The organism is Mesobacterium hydrothermale (genome assembly GCF_035818635.1).
GTDB lineage: Bacteria > Pseudomonadota > Alphaproteobacteria > Rhodobacterales > Rhodobacteraceae > Mesobacterium_A > Mesobacterium_A hydrothermale.
Genome location: NZ_JAYLLH010000016.1, coordinates 1 through 19,693, shown reverse-complemented (window position 1 = coordinate 19,693; position 19,693 = coordinate 1). Strand labels below are relative to the sequence as shown.

Here is a 19,693-nt window from a genome sequence, read left to right as displayed (position 1 = left end):
GCGATGAAGGGACGACCTGCGCGCGAAAGGCCGAAGATGCCCGATCCCCTTCCAGAACATGGCCATTCCCAGGCCGAGGTCGAACGCCGCATCGGCGCGCCGCAGGGGCGCGGGTATCTGCGCGACATCGTCTACGGCGCGATCGACGGGTCCGTCACGACTTTCGCCATCGTCGCCGGGGTCGCCGGAGCGGGGCTGTCGCCGCTGGTGATCGTGGCCCTGGGGCTGGCCAACGTGCTGGCAGACGGGTTTTCGATGGCGGCGGGCAACTATTCCGGCACCAAGGCCGAGCTGGACGATATCCGACGCCTGCGCCAGGTCGAAGAGCGCCATATCCGGCTTGACCCGGACGGTGAACGCCGGGAGGTGCGCCAGATTCTGCGTATGAAGGGGCTGTCGGGGCAGGCGCTGGAGGATGCCACCGACCAGATCTGCGCCAACACCGAAACCTGGGTCCAGACCATGCTTGAGGGCGAATACGGGCTTTCCGCTGTCGACCCGCATCCGATGCGCGCTGCGCTGGCGACGTTCGGGGCCTTTCTTGTCGCCGGGATGATCCCGCTTTTGCCCTTCATCCTGTCGGTGCCCGATGCCTTGCGCTGGTCGACGCTGATGACCGGCGTGACCTTTTTTGCCATCGGTGCCTACAAAAGCCACTGGTCGCTCGCGCCGTGGTGGCGGTCGGGGCTGGAATCGCTGGCCATCGGCGGCGTCGCGGCGGGGCTGGCCTATGGAGTGGGAACGCTGTTCCAGTAGCGAGGACCGGCAACGTCCGCGCCTGCCCCTGTCGCGGCGAACGAGTATTTTTGGAAAGATGAAAGGCCAGTGGCTTTACGCTTGGAACGCGCGCGCCTATAAGCGCCGGCATGATGCACCGTTTCGCGATCATCATTCGAATTACATGCCCGGCGCTCTGAAAGTACGAGCCGCCGGGACAAGGCGTATGGAAAACCGCGCCGCCCTTACCCACCCTGCCTCTTTGATGATTTCCAAGGACACATGAGATGTGCGCCGAGACGCCTGACTACAAAGACACCCTGAACCTGCCAAAAACCGATTTCCCGATGCGCGCGGGCCTGCCCAAGCGCGAACCGGAATGGCTGGCCCGTTGGGAGCAGATCCGCATCTATGACCGACTGCGGGAAAAAGCCGAAGGCCGCCCGCCCTTCGTGCTGCATGATGGCCCGCCCTATGCCAACGGTCACCTGCACATCGGTCATGCGTTGAACAAGATCCTCAAGGATTTCATCGTCCGCAGCCAGCAGATGCTGGGCCGCGAAGCGCGCTATATCCCCGGCTGGGATTGTCATGGCCTGCCCATCGAATGGAAGATCGAGGAACAGTATCGCGCCAAGGGCAAGAACAAGGACGAGGTCGACGTGGTCGATTTCCGCCAGGAATGCCGCAAGTTCGCCGAGGGCTGGATCGACATCCAGCGCGCCGAGTTCAAGCGCCTGGGCGTGACCGGCACCTGGGACAAGCCGTACCTGACGATGGATTTCCACGCCGAACGGGTGATCGCCGAGGAATTCATGAAGTTCCTGATGACCGGCACGCTGTACCAGGGATCGAAGCCGGTGATGTGGTCGCCGGTCGAAAAGACCGCGCTGGCCGAGGCCGAGATCGAGTATCACGATCATAAATCTCACACGATCTGGATGCCGTTCCGGGCTGTAAACGGTGCGGGCGATCTGGTGGGCGCCAAGGCGGTGATCTGGACGACCACGCCCTGGACCATCCCGTCGAACAAGGCCGTCGCCTTTAACCCGTCGATCCAGTACGGCCTGTACGAAGTGACCGCTACGCCCGACGAATGCTGGGCCACGGTGGGCGACCGTTATCTGCTGGCCGACAAGCTGGCCGAGGAGGTGCTGACCAAGGCCCGGCTGGAGCCCGGCCAATGGACCCGCCTGCGCGACGTGTCCGCCGACGAGTTGGGCGCGCTGACGCTTGCCCACCCGTTTGCCGGGGCCGACGGCGCCAAAGGGTTCTGGGACTACGACGTTCCGATGATCGACGGCGACCATGTCACCGACGATGCGGGGACCGGGTTCGTGCACACCGCGCCCAGCCACGGGGCCGACGACTACGAGGCCTTTATAAAACGCAACTGGATCGACCGGATGACCCACAACGTCGGCGAGGAATCGGAATTCCTGCCGCATGTGCCGTTCTTTGCCGGGCTCAAGGTGCTGGATCACAAGGGCAAGGAAGGCAAGGCCAACACGACTGTGATCGACAAGCTGGTCGAGGTTGGCGGGCTGATCGCGCGCGGGCGCATCACCCACAGCTATCCGCATTCCTGGCGGTCGAAGGCCCCGGTGATCTATCGCAACACCCCGCAGTGGTTTGCCGCCATCGACCGCAAGGTGGGCGACGGGCAGGACGACTACGGCGAAACGATCCGCGAACGGGCGCTGACCTCGATCAACGAACTGGTGAAATTCACGCCCATCTCGGGCCAGAACCGCCTGCGGTCGATGATGGAAGTGCGCCCGGACTGGGTGCTGTCGCGCCAGCGCGCCTGGGGCGTGCCGCTGACCTGCTTTACCAAGAAGGGTGCGCTGCCGACGGATGCCGATTTCCTGCTGCGCGACGAAACCGTCAACGCCCGCATCGCCGAGGCGTTCGAGGCCGAAGGCGCGGATGCCTGGTACAAGCCCGGGGCCAAGGACCGGTTCCTGGGCAATGTGGTGAACCCCGATGACTACGATCAGGTGTTCGACATTCTGGATGTGTGGTTCGACAGTGGCTCGACCCACGCCTTTGTGCTGCGCGACCGCGAGGACGGCAGCGACGACGGGCTGGCCGATCTGTATCTGGAAGGCACCGACCAGCACCGGGGCTGGTTCCATTCGTCCATGCTGCAGGCCTGCGGCACTCGGGGCCGCGCGCCCTATCGCGGCGTGCTGACCCACGGGTTCACGCTGGACGAGAAGGGCAACAAGATGTCCAAATCCCTGGGCAACACCGTGGCCCCCGAGGATGTGACCAAGCAATACGGTGCCGATATCCTGCGCCTGTGGGTGGCGCAGTCGGATTACACCGCTGACCTGCGCATCGGGCCGGAGATCCTGAAAGGCGTGGCCGATGGCTATCGCCGCCTGCGCAACACCATGCGGTATCTGCTGGGGGCAGTTTCGGCCTTTACCGAGGACGATCGCGTCGCGCCCGAGGAGATGCCGGAACTGGAACGCTGGGTGCTGCACCGGCTTGCCGAACTGGATCACAAGGTCCGCACCGGGTATGACGCCTATGATTTCCAGGGCGTGTTCCAGCAGTTGTTCAACTTCTGCACGGTGGACCTGTCGGCCTTCTATTTCGACATCCGCAAGGACGCGCTCTATTGCGATGGCGATACGCTGAACCGGCGCGCGGCACGGACGGTGATGGACATCCTGTTCCATCGCCTGACCACCTGGCTGGCACCGATCCTGGTGTTCACCATGGAGGAAGTCTGGCTGGAACGGTTCCCGGGCGAGGCGTCGTCGGTGCATCTGGTCGATATTCCCGACACGCCCAAGGACTGGCTGAATGAACCGCTGGCCGAGAAATGGGCGCGGGTGCGCCGCGCCCGCCGCGTGGTGACGGCCGCGCTGGAGGTGCAGCGCACCGACAAGGTGATCGGCGCCAGCCTCGAGGCGGCGCCGGTGGTCCATGTCCGCGACGCCGATACGCTGGCGGCGCTGAAATCGGTGGCGTTCGAGGATGTCTGCATCACCTCTGACATCGCGCTGACCGGCGACCCGCTGCCGAACGAAGCGTTCCGCCTGCCCGAGGTCGAAGGCATCGGCGTGGTGTTCGAAAAGGCCGAGGGCGATAAATGCCAACGCTGCTGGAAAATCCTGCCGGACGTGGGACACCATGCCCACCCGGGCACCTGCGGGCGCTGCAACAGCGCGCTGGGTTAAGATCGGAAGGCCGGGCAAACTGCCCGGCCTTTTTCGTTGCAGATCATCGCGCAGGAGAGGGTGGTGCACTGCGTTTGTGCCAAAATCGCGCCCGGTACCGCTGTTGCATCGCGACGCCTCCAAAGAACTACGGGGATTGCCCGAATACCCCTACCCCGCCTATCCTGTTCCGACCGAAACGGAGGGGGCGTCATGCAAAGACGTGCATTTGTGATCCTTGGCGCAGCATTTCTGGCTGGCTGCGCTGCGGGCACGCCGGGATCTGTCAGGCTGCGGCCTGGTACCACGCTCTACATCGTGCGCCATGGCGACCGCGAGGGCGAAGACCTGACCGCAAAGGGCCGGCAACGGGCACAGGCGCTTGTCGGAGCACTGGAGGGCATGGCGCTTGACGCGATCTATGCCCCCGGCATCAAGCGGAACCTGGACACGGCGAGCCCGATCGCCGCCGCCCGGGGGCTGGAGGTGATGCGCCGCCCACAGGAAAACCCGACCGCACGCCTTGCGCGCGAAGCGGCGGGAAAAGCGGCCCTTTGGGTCGGCAATAAGGGAAACATCACGGCTATCTGGGACGGGCTTGGCCTTCCCGATCCCGCACCGCTGAACTATGGCGATCTGGCCATCGTGCGCGCAGATGCCACCGGGGGCGTGACCGTTGAACGCCGGGTCTTTGGCCCCAAGTGATGCGCGATGATGACATCGCGGGGGTGCTGATGGCCCTGGCCGAGGCGCGTGGGCCAGACAAGACATTCTGTCCATCAGAAGCCGCCCGCAGACTGGCAGATGACTGGCGCCCGTTGATGCCCCACATTCGACGCGTGGCGGCCACCCTGCCCCTGACGGCCACGCAAAAAGGGACCAAGGTCGACCCACAAACCGCGCACGGCCCGATCCGGTTGTCCAAATGCCCAGACTGACCGTTTCCTCTCCGCTCGGAGACCTGACCGTAACCGAAGACGGGGGAGCGATCGTCGCGCTGTCCTGGGAAACCGGAGGAACGGACGGCACGCCCGTGTTGACCACCGCTGCGCAGCAGCTGAGCGAATATTTCGCAGGGCAACGACAGGTGTTTGACCTGCCTTTGCGCGTCAGGGGATCGGATTTTCAGAGGGCGGTCTGCGACCGGATGGCGGCCATCCCGTTTGGCGACACCGTCACCTACGGCGACATCGCAGCGGCGCTTTCGGCACCGCCGCAAGCGGTGGGACAGGCCTGCGGCGGCAACCCTATCCCGGTGATCATTCCCTGCCACCGGGTTCTGGGGGCAAACGGGCTGGGCGGGTTTTCCGGTGCAGGCGGCGTGGAAACCAAGGTGTGGCTGTTGCGCCACGAAGGCGCGGCAGGCCTGCTGATCTGATCAGTCGCGGCGCGGATCGCGGGGGTAGACGCCCAGAATTTCCAGCATCGAGGTGAAATATTCCAGTTCTTCCAGCGCACGCTTCACATTCTCATCGTCGGGATGGCCTTCAATGTCGGCATAGAACTGCGTTGCCGTGAACGACCCGCCCACCATGTAGCTTTCAAGCTTGGTCATGTTGACGCCATTGGTCGCGAAACCGCCCATCGCCTTGTAAAGTGCCGCGGGAAGGTTGCGGACCTGAAAGACAAAGGTGGTCATCATGCCATGATCGCCCCGGCGGGTCAGATCGGGTTCCTTGCCCATGATCAGAAAACGTGTGGTGTTGTGCGCGTGGTCTTCGATGTGGCGGGCCAGAATGTGCAGGCCATTGATTTCGGCGGCAAGATCTGACGCCAACGCCCCGGCGGTGCGGTCCTCTGACTTGACGATTTCGGCAGCCGCACCGGCGCTGTCAGCGGCGGCTTCACCCCGGATGCCATAGCGCGACAGAAAATCCGCCGCCTGCGGCAACAAAACAAGGTGGGCACGCACGACCTCCAGATCCTCAATCTGGACCCCTGGCAACGCCATCAGGCTGATGTGGACGCGCACAAACGCTTCGTCGACAATGCGAAGACCGCTTTCGGGCAAAAGGCGGTGGATGTCGGCGACGCGGCCATAGGTGGAATTCTCCACTGGCAGCATCGCCAGATCGGCCCGGCCGGTCTGTACCGCGCCGATCACCTCTTCGAAGGTGCGGCAGGGCAAAGCTTCCATTCCGGGGCGGGCATTGCGGCAAGCTTCATGGCTGTATGCCCCAAGTTCCCCTTGGAAAGCGATCCGGTTGGTCATGGTCGTGGCCCGTTTTCTTGTCTTTTCAAGCGCGAAAACTGCGCCCGAACGTATCGATCGGGCTTCTATACCTTGCCTTGTCCAATGGGAAGCCGTAGAAGCCCAAGCGGAGAGATTCAAACGGATACGCGAGCCATGTTCGACACGATGACGATGACCAAGGTCCTCGGGGGTTTCTGCGGTGCGCTGCTGATTTACCTGTTGGGCAACATGAGCGCCGAGGCGCTGTATCACGTTGGTGGCGAAGGCCACGGCGAAGAGCACGCACAGGGTTACGTGATTGCAACCGCAGACGAAGGCCCGAAAGAAGAAGCCCCGCAAGTCGATTTCGCCACGCTGATGGCATCGGCTGACGCGGGCAAAGGGGAAAAAGTGTTCGGCAAGTGCCGCGCCTGCCACAAGATTGACGGCAACAACGCAACCGGTCCGCACCTGGACGGCGTTGTGAACCGCGCGATCGACTCGGTTGACGGTTTCAACTATTCCGGCGCGCTGCTTCAGGTCGGGGAAACCTGGACCCCGGAAAACCTGTTCCACTTCCTGAAAAAACCGAAGGAAGCGGCGCCGGGCACCACCATGGGCTTTGCCGGCCTGCCGAAAGACGCAGATCGCGTCAACCTGATCGCCTACCTGGAAACGCTGGGCGGCTGATCGGCCCATCACCTTGCGTGGATTTCGAACCGCTGCCCGAAAGGGCAGCGGTTTTTCTTTGGGCTCACAGGGAATTGCCCGAAGATTACATTTTCTCAACTTGAATATGGGCACCGGCGCCTTTTAGCTTATCTTAGGAAAAACTGCGGGCGAACCGTTGTGCGGAGGGAGCTTATGGAGAAACGACAGATGCAGATGACAAGGTCGCTGATGCGAAACAGTCTGATCGCGGCAATCATGGCCCTTGGGGTCGCACTGACGCCGCACCTGGCACAAGCGCAAGAGACCATCATCAGGGCACATAGCGTTTCCACCTTCGGAGAGCTGAAGTACCCGGCCGATTTCAAGCATTGGGATTACGTCAACCCCGATGCGCCCAAGGGCGGCACGTTTTCAACCTGGGGATTTGGCACCTTTGACAGCCTTACCCCCTATATCCTGAAGGGCAACGCCGCCGCGCTGTCTTCGGTGTTCTACGACACGTTGATGACCGGCAACCTGGAAGAGCCCGATGCGATGTACGGGCTGGTAGCGGAATCTCTGGAATACCCTGAGAACCGCGAATGGGTTATCTTTCACATGCGGCCCGAGGCAAAATTCCGTGACGGCAGCCAGGTCACCGCACATGACGTTGTTTTTTCTTACGAAATCCTGCGTGACAAGGGTACGCCGTCTTTCAAGACTACGTTCCAGTATTTCACCGGCGCCGAAGCTCTGGATGATTTCACGGTCAAGTTCACCTTCGACCCGGACGGCCCGCTGCGGGAACTGTTGATGACGGCGGCTGGCATTCCGATCCTGTCCAAAGCCTATTACGCCGACCGCGATTTCGCGGAATCGAGCCTCGAGCCGCCAATGGGGTCCGGTGAATACGATCTGCTAAGCGTCGATCCGGGCCGATCTGTCTCCTACAAGCGTCGCGACGATTACTGGGCCAAGGACCTGCCCGTCAGCATCGGCACCAACAACTTCGACATCCTGAAGGTCGAATATTTCGCGGACTACACCACCGCGTTCGAGGCGTTCAAAGGCGGTGCTTACGACTTCCGAGAAGAGTATTCATCCAAGGTCTGGGCCACCGGCTACGATTTCCCCGCGCTCGACAAGGGCTGGGTCATCAAGGAAAGCCTGCCTGACGGACGCCCGGCGGGCACGCAGGGTTTCTGGTTCAACCTGCGGCGCGACAAGTTTCAGGACCCGCGCGTGCGCGAAGCCATCGGCATGGCCTTCAACTTCGAGTGGTCTGACAAGTCGCTGTTCTACGGCCTTTACGAACGCACCGACAGCTTTTGGGAAAACTCCGACACCTTGCAGGCCGAAGGCATGCCGTCCGAGGCAGAACTGGCGATCCTTGAACCGCTGCGCGCGTACTTCCCGGAAACCGTGTTTACCGAACCGGCCTATGTTCCGGCTACGTCAGACCCCGACACGCTGGCCGACCGGCGCCTTTTGCGGCGCGCAGGCAGGCTTCTGGACGATGCGGGCTGGGTCGTGGGCGACGATGGCTTTCGCTACAAGGACGGACAGAAGCTGACGCTTGAGGTGCTGAATGACAGCCCCAGCTTTGACCGCATCATCAACCCTTACATCGAAAACCTGAACCGGCTGGGCATCGAAGCGACCGCCAACCGCGTCGATCCTGCAGAAGCCCAGGAACGCGAAAAGAACTTTGACTACGACATGGTCACTCAGCGCTTTTCAATGAGCCAGACCCCGGGGGACGAATTGCAGCAGATTTTCGGCTCTGCCAGTGCCAACACGCCCGGCTCGGTCAATGTTGCGGGCCTGTCGAATGAAGGCGTGGACAAGCTGATCCGCGTGATCGCCGACGCGCAGTCGCGCGAAGAACTCAACGTTGCCGTGCGTGCGCTTGACCGGGTTCTGCGCGCGATGCACATCTGGGTACCGCAGTGGTACAAGGGTGAACACAACATCGCCTATCTCGATGTCTATGAACGCCCCTATACCGACAATCCGCCGCCTTTGGCACTGGGCGAGATGTCGATCTGGTGGTACAGCGAAGAAAAAGCGCAAGCGCTCAAGGACGCCGGCGCATTCTGAGCAGGGCAAGACAATGGGCGCGTATATCCTAAGACGGCTGTTGCTGATCATTCCCACGTTGCTGGGCATCATGATCATCAACTTCACGCTGGTGCAATTCGTGCCGGGCGGCCCGATCGAACAGATCATCGCCCAGATCGAAGGGGACGGCGACGTTTTCCAGGGGATTTCCGGCGGCGGTGGCGAAGCCGGAGGCGGCGGCGGGGCGAGCGAAAGCGACTATGCCGGTGCCCGTGGTCTGCCCGCAGATTTCATCGCCGATCTGGAAAAGGAATTCGGCTTTGACAAGCCGCCGCTGGAACGGTTCCTCAACATGATGTGGAATTACATGCGGCTGGATTTCGGAGAGAGCTATTTCCGCTCGATCAGCGTGATCGACCTTGTGCTGGAAAAGATGCCGGTTTCCATCACGCTTGGCCTGTGGTCAACGCTGATCGCCTATCTCGTGTCGATCCCCCTCGGGATCCGCAAGGCAGTGAAGGACGGCTCTCCCTTTGACACCTGGACCAGCGGGGCGATTATCGTCGCTTATGCCATTCCGGGGTTCCTCTTCGCCATCCTGCTTTTGGTACTGTTCGCCGGCGGGTCTTATTGGAAAATTTTCCCCCTGCGCGGCCTGACAAGTGAGAATTTTGACGAACTTTCGATGATCGGAAAGGTCTTCGACTATTTCTGGCACATTACCCTGCCGGTCGTCGCCTCGACCATCTCGGCCTTTGCCACGCTGACGCTGCTGACCAAGAACAGCTTCCTTGACGAGATCAAGAAGCAATACGTGATGACCGCCCGCGCCAAGGGCTTGTCGGAAAGCCGCGTGCTTTACGGCCACGTCTTCCGCAACGCCATGTTGATCGTGATCGCCGGGTTCCCGGCCGTGTTCATCGGCGTCTTTTTCGGAGGCTCGGTGATCATTGAAACCATCTTCTCGCTCGACGGTCTGGGGCGGCTGGGGTTCGAGGCGGCTGTTGCCCGCGATTACTCCGTGGTCTTTGGCACGCTGTTCATCTTTGGCCTGATCGGGCTGGTTGTCGGGATCATTTCCGACCTGATGTATGTGGTCGTCGATCCGCGTATCGATTTCGAAAAGCGAGAGGGCTAATCCATGGGAACCCCCGCTCCTACCGATCCACAGTTCCTGCACCCGACCCCGCCGGCCATCCCCGCACCGAAAGAGCCACGCAAGCCGCGATGGCAGCTGTCGCCGCTGAACCAGCGCCGCTGGCGAAACTTCAAACGCAACCGCCGGGCGTTCTGGTCGCTTTGGGTGTTCCTGCTGATGTTCGGCCTGTCGCTTTGCGCGGAATTCATCGCCAACGACAAGCCAATCCTCGTCAGCTATCGCGGCGAATTCTACACCCCGATCTTCACTTTCTATCCGGAGACCACCTTTGGCGGCGATTTCCGGACAGAGGCTGCCTATCGCGACCCAGAGGTCCAGTGCCTGATCCGCACAGGTGGGTTGGAAGGGTGTTTTGACACCCCGCATTCCTTGATCGAAGCGGTGGACAACGGCATTTCGCCACCGGGCGGATTTTACAAAGGCTGGGCGCTTTGGCCCCCCATACCTTACAACTACAAGACCCCGGTGGATCGCCCCGGCGCGGCCCCCCTGCCCCCGAATGCCCAGAACTGGCTGGGCACCGATGACACCAAGCGTGACGTGGTTGCGCGGGTGATCTATGGCTTCCGCCTGTCCATCGTTTTCACCCTGATCGTGACGATCTGCGCCAGCGTGATCGGCATCATCGCGGGCGCGCTGCAGGGCTATTTCGGCGGCTTGCTGGATCTGATTTTCCAACGGGTGATCGAAATCTGGGGCGCCACACCGTCGCTCTATGTCATCATCATCATGTTCGCGATCCTGGGGCGCAGTTTCTGGCTTTTGATCATACTCACCATCCTCTTTGGCTGGACCGCGCTGGTGGGCGTGGTGCGGGCAGAATTTCTGCGCGCACGGAACCTGGAATACGTGCGTGCGGCCAAGGCGCTGGGGGTCAGCAACTGGACCATCATGTTCCGCCACATGTTGCCCAACGCCATGGTCGCAACGCTAACCTTCATGCCGTTCATCGTAACCGGCACGATCAGCACGCTGGCGGGCCTGGATTTCCTGGGCTTCGGCCTGCCATCATCGGCCCCGTCGCTTGGGGAACTGACCTTGCAGGCAAAACAGAACCTTCAGGCGCCGTGGCTGGGTTTCACCGCCTTCTTCGTCTTCGCCATCATGCTTTCGCTGCTGGTCTTCATCTTCGAAGGCGTGCGCGATGCCTTTGACCCGAGAAAGACGTTTTCATGAGTGCAACGCTGGAGGTGCGCAACCTGACGGTCGGTTTCCGGCAGGACGGCCGGGTCACGCAAGCCGTCAAGGGCGTGTCCTTCAATGTCGGGCGGGGGGAGACCGTCGCACTGGTGGGCGAATCCGGGTCCGGTAAGTCGGTGACGGCGCTTTCGACCGTGTCACTGTTGGGGGATTCCGCCGAAGTCGGGGGATCGGTGCTATATAACGGCGAAGAGATGATCGGCGCGAACGAGTCTGTGTTGCGCAAGGTGCGCGGCAACGACATCAGTTTCATCTTCCAAGAGCCGATGACCTCCCTCAATCCTCTGCACACGCTGGAAAAGCAGCTGGGCGAAAGCCTTGCGCTGCACCAAGGGCTGACAGGTGACGCGGCGCGGGCACGAATCCTCGAACTTCTGACCAAGGTCGGCATCCGCGACCCTGAAACCCGGCTGGGCGCGTATCCGCATCAATTGTCGGGCGGGCAGCGCCAGCGGGTGATGATTGCCATGGCCCTGGCCAACGGGCCGGACCTGCTGATCGCCGATGAACCGACCACCGCGCTGGACGTGACGATCCAGGCCCAGATCCTCGAACTTCTGGCAGAGCTGAAGCAGTCCGAGGATATGAGCCTTTTGTTCATCACGCACGACCTGGGCATCGTGCGCCGCATCGCGGACAGGGTCTGCGTCATGAAAAACGGGGAAATCGTCGAAACAGGGCCGACCGAAACCGTATTTGCAAACCCGCAGCACCCCTATACCCAGATGTTGCTGAGCGCCGAAAGCACGGGCCACCCCGAGCCGGTACGTCCGGGCGCAGAAGACGTGGTGATGACGGAAAACCTGCGCATCTGGTTCCCGATCCAGCGCGGGTTTCTGAAAAAAACCGTGGGCTATGTCAAAGCCGTGAACGAGGCCAATCTGTCTGTGCGCGCGGGCGAAACGCTTGGGATCGTAGGTGAATCCGGGTCAGGCAAGACGACGCTGGCGCTGGCGATCATGCGGCTGATCCACTCCGACGGCAAGATCACCTTTCGCGGATCCGATATTCGCAACTGGAAAACCCGGCAACTGCGCCGCTTGCGCAACGAGATGCAGATCGTGTTTCAGGATCCCTATGGCTCGCTCAGCCCGCGGATGACCTGCGAACAGATCATCGCCGAAGGCCTGAACGTGCACGGCAGCCCCGACGGTCGCCCGTTTCGCACGCTGGTCGAGGAAGTCATGACCGAGGTCGGGCTGGACCCGGCAATGATGCACCGCTATCCACATGAATTTTCCGGTGGCCAGCGTCAGAGGATCGCGATTGCCCGCGCGATGGTTCTACGGCCCCGTTTGGTGGTCCTCGACGAACCGACCAGCGCGCTGGACATGACGGTTCAGGTCCAGATCGTGAACCTGCTGCGCGATCTGCAACGCAAGCACGACCTGGCTTATCTTTTCATCAGCCACGACCTCAAGGTCGTGCGCGCGATGAGCCACAAGCTGATCGTGATGAAACAGGGCGATGTGGTCGAAGCTGGCGACGCCGAAAGCGTATTTGCAAACCCGCAAAGCACATATACCCGCACGTTGCTGGCGGCAGCGTTCGAAACACCAGGCGCATAAGCCCTGCGCCTGGCAAGTTTTTTGTCAAAGCAACGCCTGCATCCGGCTTAGATGGCAGAGCTGTGGCCGGCACGGCTCAGGTCGTAGGCGTCGAACACCCGCGCGATCATCCGGGTCAACGGGCGCGCCTCGGGCGGGATGAACAGCCCGGCATCGGTCACCGTCAGCAGGTTTTCGAAGTTGCTGTTCGCCTCGTTGAACATCGCCGTCAGCTTGGCAGGCGAAATGTCGTAGTCGCGGGTGATCTCTGCCGTCGACACGCTGAAATCGCACATCAGCGCCTCGATCAAACGTGCTCGCAACGCATCATCGCCGCCGAACGCGTGGCCTTTGGTGGTCGAGAACCGCCCCTCGCGGACCGCGGTTGTATACGCTGACGTGCTGGGCGCGTTCTGTGCATAGCCTTGCGGGAACTTCGAAATCGAGGACGCCCCAAGCCCGATCAGAACATCAGAGGTATCGTCGGTATAGCCCTGGAAATTCCGCCGCAACGTGCCGTTGCGTTGCGCCACTTCCAGCCCGTCGCCCTTGATCGCGAAATGGTCGATGCCGATTTCGGCGTAATTGTCCCACAGGAACAGGCGGCGCGCGGTTTCGAACAGGTCCAGCCGTTCGGTCGGCGTCGGCAGCGCGTCCGTCGGGATCATCTGCTGACGCTTTGCCATCCATGGAACATGCGCATAGCCGTAAAGCGCGACCCGGTCGGGCGCCAGCGACAGAAGCTTTTGCACAGATTCGGTGATCCGGGCCCGGCTTTGATGCGGCAGCCCATAAAGAATATCGGCGTTCAGGCTGTGCACACCCCTGTCGCGGATCAGGTCGACCGCACGCTTGGTGATGTCATAGCCTTGGATTCGGCCGATCACTTGCTGGATTTCCTGGTCGAAATCCTGAATCCCGATCGACGCGCGGTTCATCCCCGCGGCGGCCAGAACATCCAGCCGCTCGCCGTCCACTTCGTTCGGATCGATCTCGACGGAAAACTCTGCATTCTCAGCGAACTCTGCCACATTGCGAATCGCAGATGTAAGATCGCGCATCAGATCCGGGGTCAAAAGCGTCGGCGTACCCCCGCCCCAGTGCAGGCGTGACAGTTTGACGCCACTTGGCAAGTGCCTTTTCAGCAACGCCAATTCCGTTTTCAAGGTCTCGACATAGGCCGCCACAGGCGCGGCGGTTTGGGTCCCTTGCGTGCGGCAGGCGCAAAACCAGCACAGGCGCCGGCAAAAAGGTACATGTAAATATAGGGATATCGTGCCGTTTTCTGGAACGGCTTCGATCCAAGACGCAAATTCAGATGCCCCTACGGCATCGGAAAAATGCGGGGCAGTCGGATAGCTGGTGTACCTTGGCACTTTGGCGTCAAAGAGACCCAGCCGAGAAAGTTGTGTTCGCGTCACCATGCGCGTAGACTTATGAGGGTCAGGCAAGCGCGACATTGACCCAGATCAACACCGAAGATTGAAAATGCTGAACGAACGATCCTTAGCCATCACGCAAGAGTGCCAGGATTGCCCGATCCGTCACCGAGCGGTCTGTGCCCGGTGCGAGAGCGATGAGCTCGAGCGACTGGAAGAGATCAAGTATTACCGCAAGTTCGAAGCGGGTCAGACCGTTATCTGGTCTGGCGACCGAATGGATTTTGTCGGGTCCGTGGTGTCGGGCATCGCCACGCTGACGCAAACCATGGAAGACGGCCGCACCCAGATGGTCGGCCTGTTGCTGCCCAGCGACTTTGTCGGGCGTCCCGGCCGCAATACCGCAGCCTACGACGTGGTGGCGACCACAGACATGGTGATGTGCTGTTTCCGCAAGACTCCGTTCGAAGAAATGATGTCGCGGACACCGCACATTGCCCAACGGTTGCTGGAAATGACCCTGGACGAACTGGATGCGGCGCGCGAATGGATGCTGGTCCTCGGGCGCAAGACCGCGCGCGAGAAAATCGCCTCTCTGCTGACGATCATCGCCCGGCGCGATGCGTCGCTCAAGCTGAATACGATTGACGGGCCGCTGGTGTTCGACCTGCCGCTGACCCGCGAAGCGATGGCCGACTATCTTGGCCTGACGCTGGAAACGGTCAGCCGCCAGATCTCGGCACTCCGCAAGGACGGCGTCATCTCTCTGGAAGGCAAGCGCCACGTCACCGTCCCCGATTTCAACCGTCTGCTGGACGAAGCCGGCGACGATGCCGACGGTGGCATGTTCGCCTGACGGGCTGGGACGCAGGACCCTGAACACACAAAAGGCGGGCCTCGGCCCGCCTTTGTTCTTTCACAAGACTCGCAGCTCAGTGCGCCATGAACACCGGAAGCTTGGCGTTTTCCAGCATGTTGCGGGTGGCCCCGCCAAGAATCGCTTCGCGGAACCGGGAATGACCATAGGCCCCCATCACCATCATGTCCGCGTCCACATCTTCGACATGGCGGCACATCACGTCAGAGATTTTCGGCAAGGTCTTGGACAACACGTCCACCTCTGCCTTGACGCCATGACGAGCCAGGAATTGCGACAGCTGGCCACCGGGGTCGGACCGGTTGGGGCCATGCTGCGGCGGGTCGATGACCACGACGTGCACACGATCGGCCACTTTCAGCAGCGGCAGCGCGGCGCGCACCGCAGTCAGGGCCTCGGCGCTTTCGTTCCAGCCGACGACAACCCGCTTCGGGGCACTTTCGGGCACCACGTCATCAGGCACCACCAGAACCGGGCACTGGCCTTCGAACATCGCGCCTTCGATCACCGGTTCCAGTTCGACTCCGTGACCGCCGCCATAGGGCTTGGGCAGGATCGTCAGATCGGCAAACCGCGCACGGCCCGCGACATGGCGACCGATATCCGCCAGTTGTGCCACGCCCTCTTCCAGCGACCAGCGGCACCCCGAGCGGTCCAGCTGTTCGCGCGCTTCCTCAGCCAGTTTCTTGGCGTCTTCGGTGGCGCGGGACAGGGTTTCCTGCAGCACCATCGCATTCGCGCCGGCGTAGTAATATCCGGTCTGTGTGCGATCGACGCCGAAACACAAAACATCCAGATGCGCATCCATCGCCAAAGCGACTGTGGATGCGTGGTTGATCGTGCTTTTCAGTAACTTGGGGTCAGTGACCACGGTCAGCAGCGTCTTGTAAGCCATGTTTGGCTCCTTTGCAGTCGGTTCCTCTTTGCACATTAAATGCAGATTCCCTACTACACTTTGACGCGGGTCAAAGCGCACACCCCAAAGCCTTGATGCAGATCAAGGATAGGGCAGACCGATCATCGCATTAAACTGCCAGTCTAAAACCGCCTGCGCGGACCACGAATCGTGCGGGTCAGACGAAGGGACGAAAAATGTTGAATTATATCAAGCTGATCGCGCTTGGTTTGGTTACGCTATTCGCAATGATGGCAGCCAATTACGCGCGCGATATGGCCTATATGGTCCACGCCATCATTGTGATGCTCGTGGCCGGTGGGCTGTTTATCTGGACACTGCGACGCACGGACGAACCGGTTCCGGCTGCGGAGCTGCAAAAAAGCTATCTGGACGGCGTCGTTCGTGCCGGCGTGATCGCCACTGCCTTCTGGGGCGTGGTCGGTTTCGCGGCCGGGACGTTCATCGCCAGCCAGCTGGCCTTCCCGTCGCTCAACTTTGATTGGGCGCAGGGCTATGCCAACTTCGGGCGTCTGCGGCCGCTGCACACCAGCGCCGTGATTTTCGCCTTTGGCGGGAACGCGTTGATCGCCACCTCGTTCTACGTGGTGCAGCGCACCTCGGCAGCCCGTCTTTGGGGCGGCAACCTGGCATGGTTCGTGTTCTGGGGCTATCAGCTTGTGATCGTGCTGGCTGCAACCGGCTACCTTCTGGGCGCAACCCAGTCCAAGGAATACGCAGAACCTGAATGGTACGTTGACTGGTGGCTGACCATCGTCTGGCTTGCCTATCTGGCCGTGTTCATCGGCACCATCGTGAAGCGGAAAGAACCCCACATCTACGTGGCCAACTGGTTCTACCTGTCCTTCATTGTCACCGTCGCCATGCTGCACGTGTTCAACAACCTTTCGATCCCGGTGTCGATCTGGGGGTCCAAGTCGGTTCAGGTCTTCTCGGGCGTGCAGGACGCCATGACCCAGTGGTGGTACGGCCACAACGCGGTGGGCTTCTTCCTGACCGCAGGCTTCCTGGGCATGATGTACTATTTCATCCCGAAACAAGCCGAACGTCCGGTGTTTTCGTACAAGTTGTCGATCATCCACTTCTGGGCGCTGATCTTCATCTACATCTGGGCCGGTCCGCACCACCTGCACTACACCGCGCTGCCTGACTGGGCGTCGACCCTGGGCATGGTGTTCTCGATCGTGCTGTGGATGCCGTCCTGGGGTGGCATGATCAACGGCCTGATGACCCTGTCGGGTGCCTGGGACAAGCTGCGCACTGACCCGATCATCCGGATGCTGGTGATCTCGGTCGGCTTCTATGGCATGTCGACCTTCGAAGGCCCGATGATGTCGATCCGCGCGGTGAACTCGCTGTCGCACTACACCGACTGGACCATTGGTCACGTGCACTCCGGTGCGCTCGGCTGGAACGGCATGATCACCTTTGGTGCCCTGTACTACCTCACCCCGCGCCTTTGGAACCGTGAGCGTCTGTACAGCCTTTCGATGGTGTCCTGGCACTTCTGGCTGGCGACCATCGGTATCGTGCTCTACGCCGCTTCGATGTGGGTGACCGGCATCATGGAAGGTCTGATGTGGCGCGAAGTCGACGCCAACGGCTTCCTTGTGAATGCCTTTGCCGACACCGTGGCAGCCAAGTTCCCGATGTATGTTGTCCGTGCGATGGGTGGTGGTCTTTACGTCACTGGCGCGCTGATCATGTGCTACAACCTGTGGATGACGGTGAAGCGCTCGCCGGCTGTTGAAGCCGACACCGCTGCCGCTCATGCCACTCCGGCCGAATAAGGAGGGCTTGGAAAATGGGTATTCTTGATAAGCACAAGATCCTTGAGAAGAACATCACGCTTCTCACGATCTTCGCCTTCTTCGTCGTGACCATCGGTGGTCTGGTGCAGATCGTGCCGCTCTTCTACCTCGACAATACGATCGAGAAAGTTGAAGGTATGCGCCCCTATACGCCGCTGGAACTGGCAGGCCGTGACATCTATGTCCGTGAGGGCTGCTATGTCTGCCACAGCCAGATGGTGCGCCCGATGCGCGACGAGGTCGAGCGTTATGGCCACTACTCGCTGGCAGCGGAGTCGATGTACGACCACCCGTTCCAGTGGGGCTCCAAGCGGACCGGGCCGGACCTGGCCCGTCTGGGCGGTCGGTATTCCGACGACTGGCATGTCGACCACCTGCGGAACCCGCAGTCCGTCGTGCCCGAGTCGGTGATGCCGAAATATGGCTTCCTCGAAGCCCGTCTGATCGACGGCGAATATATTGAGGATGTCATGTCGACGCACCGTTTCCTGGGTGTGCCTTACACCGATGAAATGCTCGAAAACGGTCAGGAAGACTTCGCCGCACAAGCAGACCCCGAAGGCGACTACGACGGTCTGCTGGAGCGCTATGGCGAAGACATCAACGTTCGCAACTTCGATGGCCAGCCGGGCATCTCGGAAGCGGACGCTCTGATCGCCTATCTGCAAATGCTGGGTACGTTGGTCGACTTCTCGACCTTCACGCCGGATGCGAGCCGTTAAGGGGGCGATATGGAAACCTATACGTTCCTGAGACACTTCGCTGACAGCTGGATGCTTCTTGCCCTGTTTGCCTTTTTTGTCGGTGTGGTGATCTTCGCCTTCCGGCCGGGCAGCAGCAAGACGTACAAGGATGTGTCCAACATCCCGTTCCGGCACGATGACAAACCCGCCGCGGATTGAGGAGGCCGGGAAAATGAGTGACGACAAGTCCAAAATGAAGATCAAGCCAGGTCACGACTACGAGACCACGGGCCATTCGTGGGATGGGATCGAGGAATACAACAAGCCTCTGCCGAAATGGTGGCTGTACATCTTCTATCTCTGCATCGTTTGGGGGATTGGCTACACCATCGCCTATCCCGCATGGCCGGGCATCAAGACCGCAACGGCCGGTGTGCTGGGTTGGTCCACCCGCGGCGACGTCGCCGAGGAGATTGCAACCCAGGAAGCCAAGCTGGCGCCGATCAACGAAAAGCTGGCTTCGGTCGAGCTGACCGAGATCGAAGCCGATCCGGAACTGCACAGCTATGCACTGAATGCCGGTGCCGCCGTGTTCCGGTCCTGGTGCGCACAGTGCCACGGTTCCGGTGCAGCAGGGAACAAGGGCTACCCGAACCTGCTGGACGACGATTGGCTGTGGGGTGGGTCGCTTGAAGACATCCACTACACCGTCACCGCCGGTATCCGGAACGAAGACACCGACGTGGACTATATCCGCCAGTCAGCCATGCCGGCCTTCGGTCGGGACGAACTGCTTGAGCCGGAACAGATCGACGCTGTCGTGAACTACGTCATGTCGCTGTCCGAAGCGCCCAAGGATGCGTCCAAGGTGGAAGAGGGCCAGGTTGTCTATGAAGAGAACTGCGCCTCTTGCCACGCCGAAGACGGCACAGGTGACCGTATCCAGGGTGCGCCGAACCTCGCAGATGCCATCTGGCTCTACGGTGGGGACTACGACACCCTGATGGAAACCGTGAACAACGCCCGTTACGGCATCATGCCGCCGATGGGCGGGGCCCAGTTGGAAGAGTGGGAAATCCGCGCTGTTGCCAGCTATGTCCATAGTCTTGGCGGTGGCGAATAAAAACTGAGTTTCCCTGCGGCGGGCAACCGCCGCAGGGTCAGCGCCGGTGCTCCGTCCTGTTCGCGCGTTTCCTGGAGCACCGGCGCCTTTAGCCACCTGAAACCGGGCTTTTTAGCCCGGTTTTTTTTGACGGAACGAAACCTTGCCCTAGTGGATTGAATCCAACATTTGGAACCCTCGATTTCTTGCGGCGATGATGTCGTTGGGGTCTGCCCGCCAAACG

The 19,693-nt window shown here is 61.0% G+C and carries 18 protein-coding genes; 15 read left to right on the top strand and 3 right to left on the bottom strand.

Going from position 1 to position 19,693, the window contains the following annotated elements; translation table 11 throughout:
* Positions 1-36 precede the first annotated feature (36 nt).
* The 5 genes from VK792_RS11895 (at position 37) to VK792_RS11875 (ending at position 5,268) form a co-directional block, all read left to right on the top strand.
* On the top strand, positions 37-756 hold the full coding sequence (locus tag VK792_RS11895) for a VIT1/CCC1 transporter family protein (protein WP_326297724.1): 720 nt from the start codon (positions 37-39) through the stop codon (positions 754-756).
* 248 nt (positions 757-1,004) lie between these two features.
* Positions 1,005-3,911: an isoleucine--tRNA ligase gene (gene ileS, locus VK792_RS11890; protein ID WP_326297722.1), complete on the top strand. Its 2,907-nt coding sequence runs from the start codon at positions 1,005-1,007 to the stop codon at positions 3,909-3,911.
* 192 nt (positions 3,912-4,103) lie between these two features.
* Positions 4,104-4,595, top strand: a complete 492-nt coding sequence (locus VK792_RS11885) for a histidine phosphatase family protein (protein WP_326297721.1) — start codon at positions 4,104-4,106, stop codon at positions 4,593-4,595.
* Positions 4,595-4,828, top strand: a complete 234-nt coding sequence (locus tag VK792_RS11880) for a DUF3253 domain-containing protein (RefSeq protein ID WP_326297720.1) — start codon at positions 4,595-4,597, stop codon at positions 4,826-4,828. Before VK792_RS11885 ends, VK792_RS11880 begins: the two co-directional genes overlap by 1 nt.
* On the top strand, positions 4,816-5,268 hold the full coding sequence (locus tag VK792_RS11875; protein ID WP_326297718.1) for a methylated-DNA--[protein]-cysteine S-methyltransferase: 453 nt from the start codon (positions 4,816-4,818) through the stop codon (positions 5,266-5,268). The genes VK792_RS11880 and VK792_RS11875 overlap by 13 nt, the downstream gene beginning before the upstream one ends.
* Here the strand turns inward: VK792_RS11875 and VK792_RS11870 are convergent, their stop codons facing one another.
* On the bottom strand, positions 5,269-6,102 hold the full coding sequence (locus VK792_RS11870) for a prephenate dehydratase (RefSeq protein ID WP_326297717.1): 834 nt from the start codon (positions 6,100-6,102) through the stop codon (positions 5,269-5,271).
* A gap of 135 nt (positions 6,103-6,237) precedes the next feature.
* On the opposite strand from VK792_RS11870, the gene VK792_RS11865 reads away from it, so the two are divergent.
* The 5 genes from VK792_RS11865 (at position 6,238) to VK792_RS11845 (ending at position 12,702) form a co-directional block, all read left to right on the top strand.
* Positions 6,238-6,753: a c-type cytochrome gene (locus tag VK792_RS11865; RefSeq protein ID WP_326297716.1), complete on the top strand. Its 516-nt coding sequence runs from the start codon at positions 6,238-6,240 to the stop codon at positions 6,751-6,753.
* Between the two features lie 210 nt (positions 6,754-6,963).
* Complete coding sequence (locus tag VK792_RS11860; RefSeq protein WP_326297715.1) at positions 6,964-8,814, top strand: extracellular solute-binding protein; 1,851 nt, start codon at positions 6,964-6,966, stop codon at positions 8,812-8,814.
* Between the two features lie 13 nt (positions 8,815-8,827).
* Positions 8,828-9,913: a microcin C ABC transporter permease YejB gene (locus tag VK792_RS11855; protein WP_326297714.1), complete on the top strand. Its 1,086-nt coding sequence runs from the start codon at positions 8,828-8,830 to the stop codon at positions 9,911-9,913.
* A gap of 3 nt (positions 9,914-9,916) precedes the next feature.
* Positions 9,917-11,110: an ABC transporter permease gene (locus VK792_RS11850; RefSeq protein ID WP_326297713.1), complete on the top strand. Its 1,194-nt coding sequence runs from the start codon at positions 9,917-9,919 to the stop codon at positions 11,108-11,110.
* Positions 11,107-12,702 (top strand): ABC transporter ATP-binding protein, encoded by a 1,596-nt coding sequence (locus tag VK792_RS11845; RefSeq protein WP_326297712.1) that lies wholly within the window; start codon positions 11,107-11,109, stop codon positions 12,700-12,702. The genes VK792_RS11850 and VK792_RS11845 overlap by 4 nt, the downstream gene beginning before the upstream one ends.
* Before the next feature lie 47 nt (positions 12,703-12,749).
* Here the strand turns inward: VK792_RS11845 and hemN are convergent, their stop codons facing one another.
* A complete protein-coding gene (hemN, locus tag VK792_RS11840; protein WP_326297711.1) occupies positions 12,750-14,105 on the bottom strand; it encodes an oxygen-independent coproporphyrinogen III oxidase in 1,356 nt (451 codons plus the stop codon).
* 64 nt (positions 14,106-14,169) lie between these two features.
* Here hemN and fnrL point away from each other — a divergent pair, with 64 nt between their 5' ends.
* The gene (gene fnrL / locus VK792_RS11835; protein WP_326297710.1) at positions 14,170-14,916 is read left to right on the top strand and encodes a transcriptional regulator FnrL; all 747 of its coding nucleotides are present in this window, start codon (positions 14,170-14,172) and stop codon (positions 14,914-14,916) included.
* 76 nt (positions 14,917-14,992) lie between these two features.
* Here fnrL and VK792_RS11830 read toward each other — a convergent pair whose 3' ends face one another.
* On the bottom strand, positions 14,993-15,832 hold the full coding sequence (locus VK792_RS11830; protein ID WP_326297709.1) for a universal stress protein: 840 nt from the start codon (positions 15,830-15,832) through the stop codon (positions 14,993-14,995).
* A 197-nt stretch (positions 15,833-16,029) separates the two neighbouring features.
* On the opposite strand from VK792_RS11830, the gene ccoN reads away from it, so the two are divergent.
* The 4 genes from ccoN to ccoP are packed head-to-tail and all read left to right on the top strand — an operon-like array spanning position 16,030 to position 19,470.
* The gene (gene ccoN, locus VK792_RS11825) at positions 16,030-17,643 is read left to right on the top strand and encodes a cytochrome-c oxidase, cbb3-type subunit I (protein WP_326297707.1); all 1,614 of its coding nucleotides are present in this window, start codon (positions 16,030-16,032) and stop codon (positions 17,641-17,643) included.
* Positions 17,644-17,657: 14 nt separating this feature from the next.
* The gene (gene ccoO, locus VK792_RS11820; protein ID WP_326297706.1) at positions 17,658-18,386 is read left to right on the top strand and encodes a cytochrome-c oxidase, cbb3-type subunit II; all 729 of its coding nucleotides are present in this window, start codon (positions 17,658-17,660) and stop codon (positions 18,384-18,386) included.
* 9 nt (positions 18,387-18,395) lie between these two features.
* Positions 18,396-18,566: a cbb3-type cytochrome c oxidase subunit 3 gene (locus VK792_RS11815; RefSeq protein ID WP_326297704.1), complete on the top strand. Its 171-nt coding sequence runs from the start codon at positions 18,396-18,398 to the stop codon at positions 18,564-18,566.
* 13 nt (positions 18,567-18,579) lie between these two features.
* Positions 18,580-19,470, top strand: coding sequence for a cytochrome-c oxidase, cbb3-type subunit III (gene ccoP, locus VK792_RS11810; RefSeq protein ID WP_326297703.1), 891 nt, complete (start codon positions 18,580-18,582; stop codon positions 19,468-19,470).
* Positions 19,471-19,693: the final 223 nt, after the last annotated feature.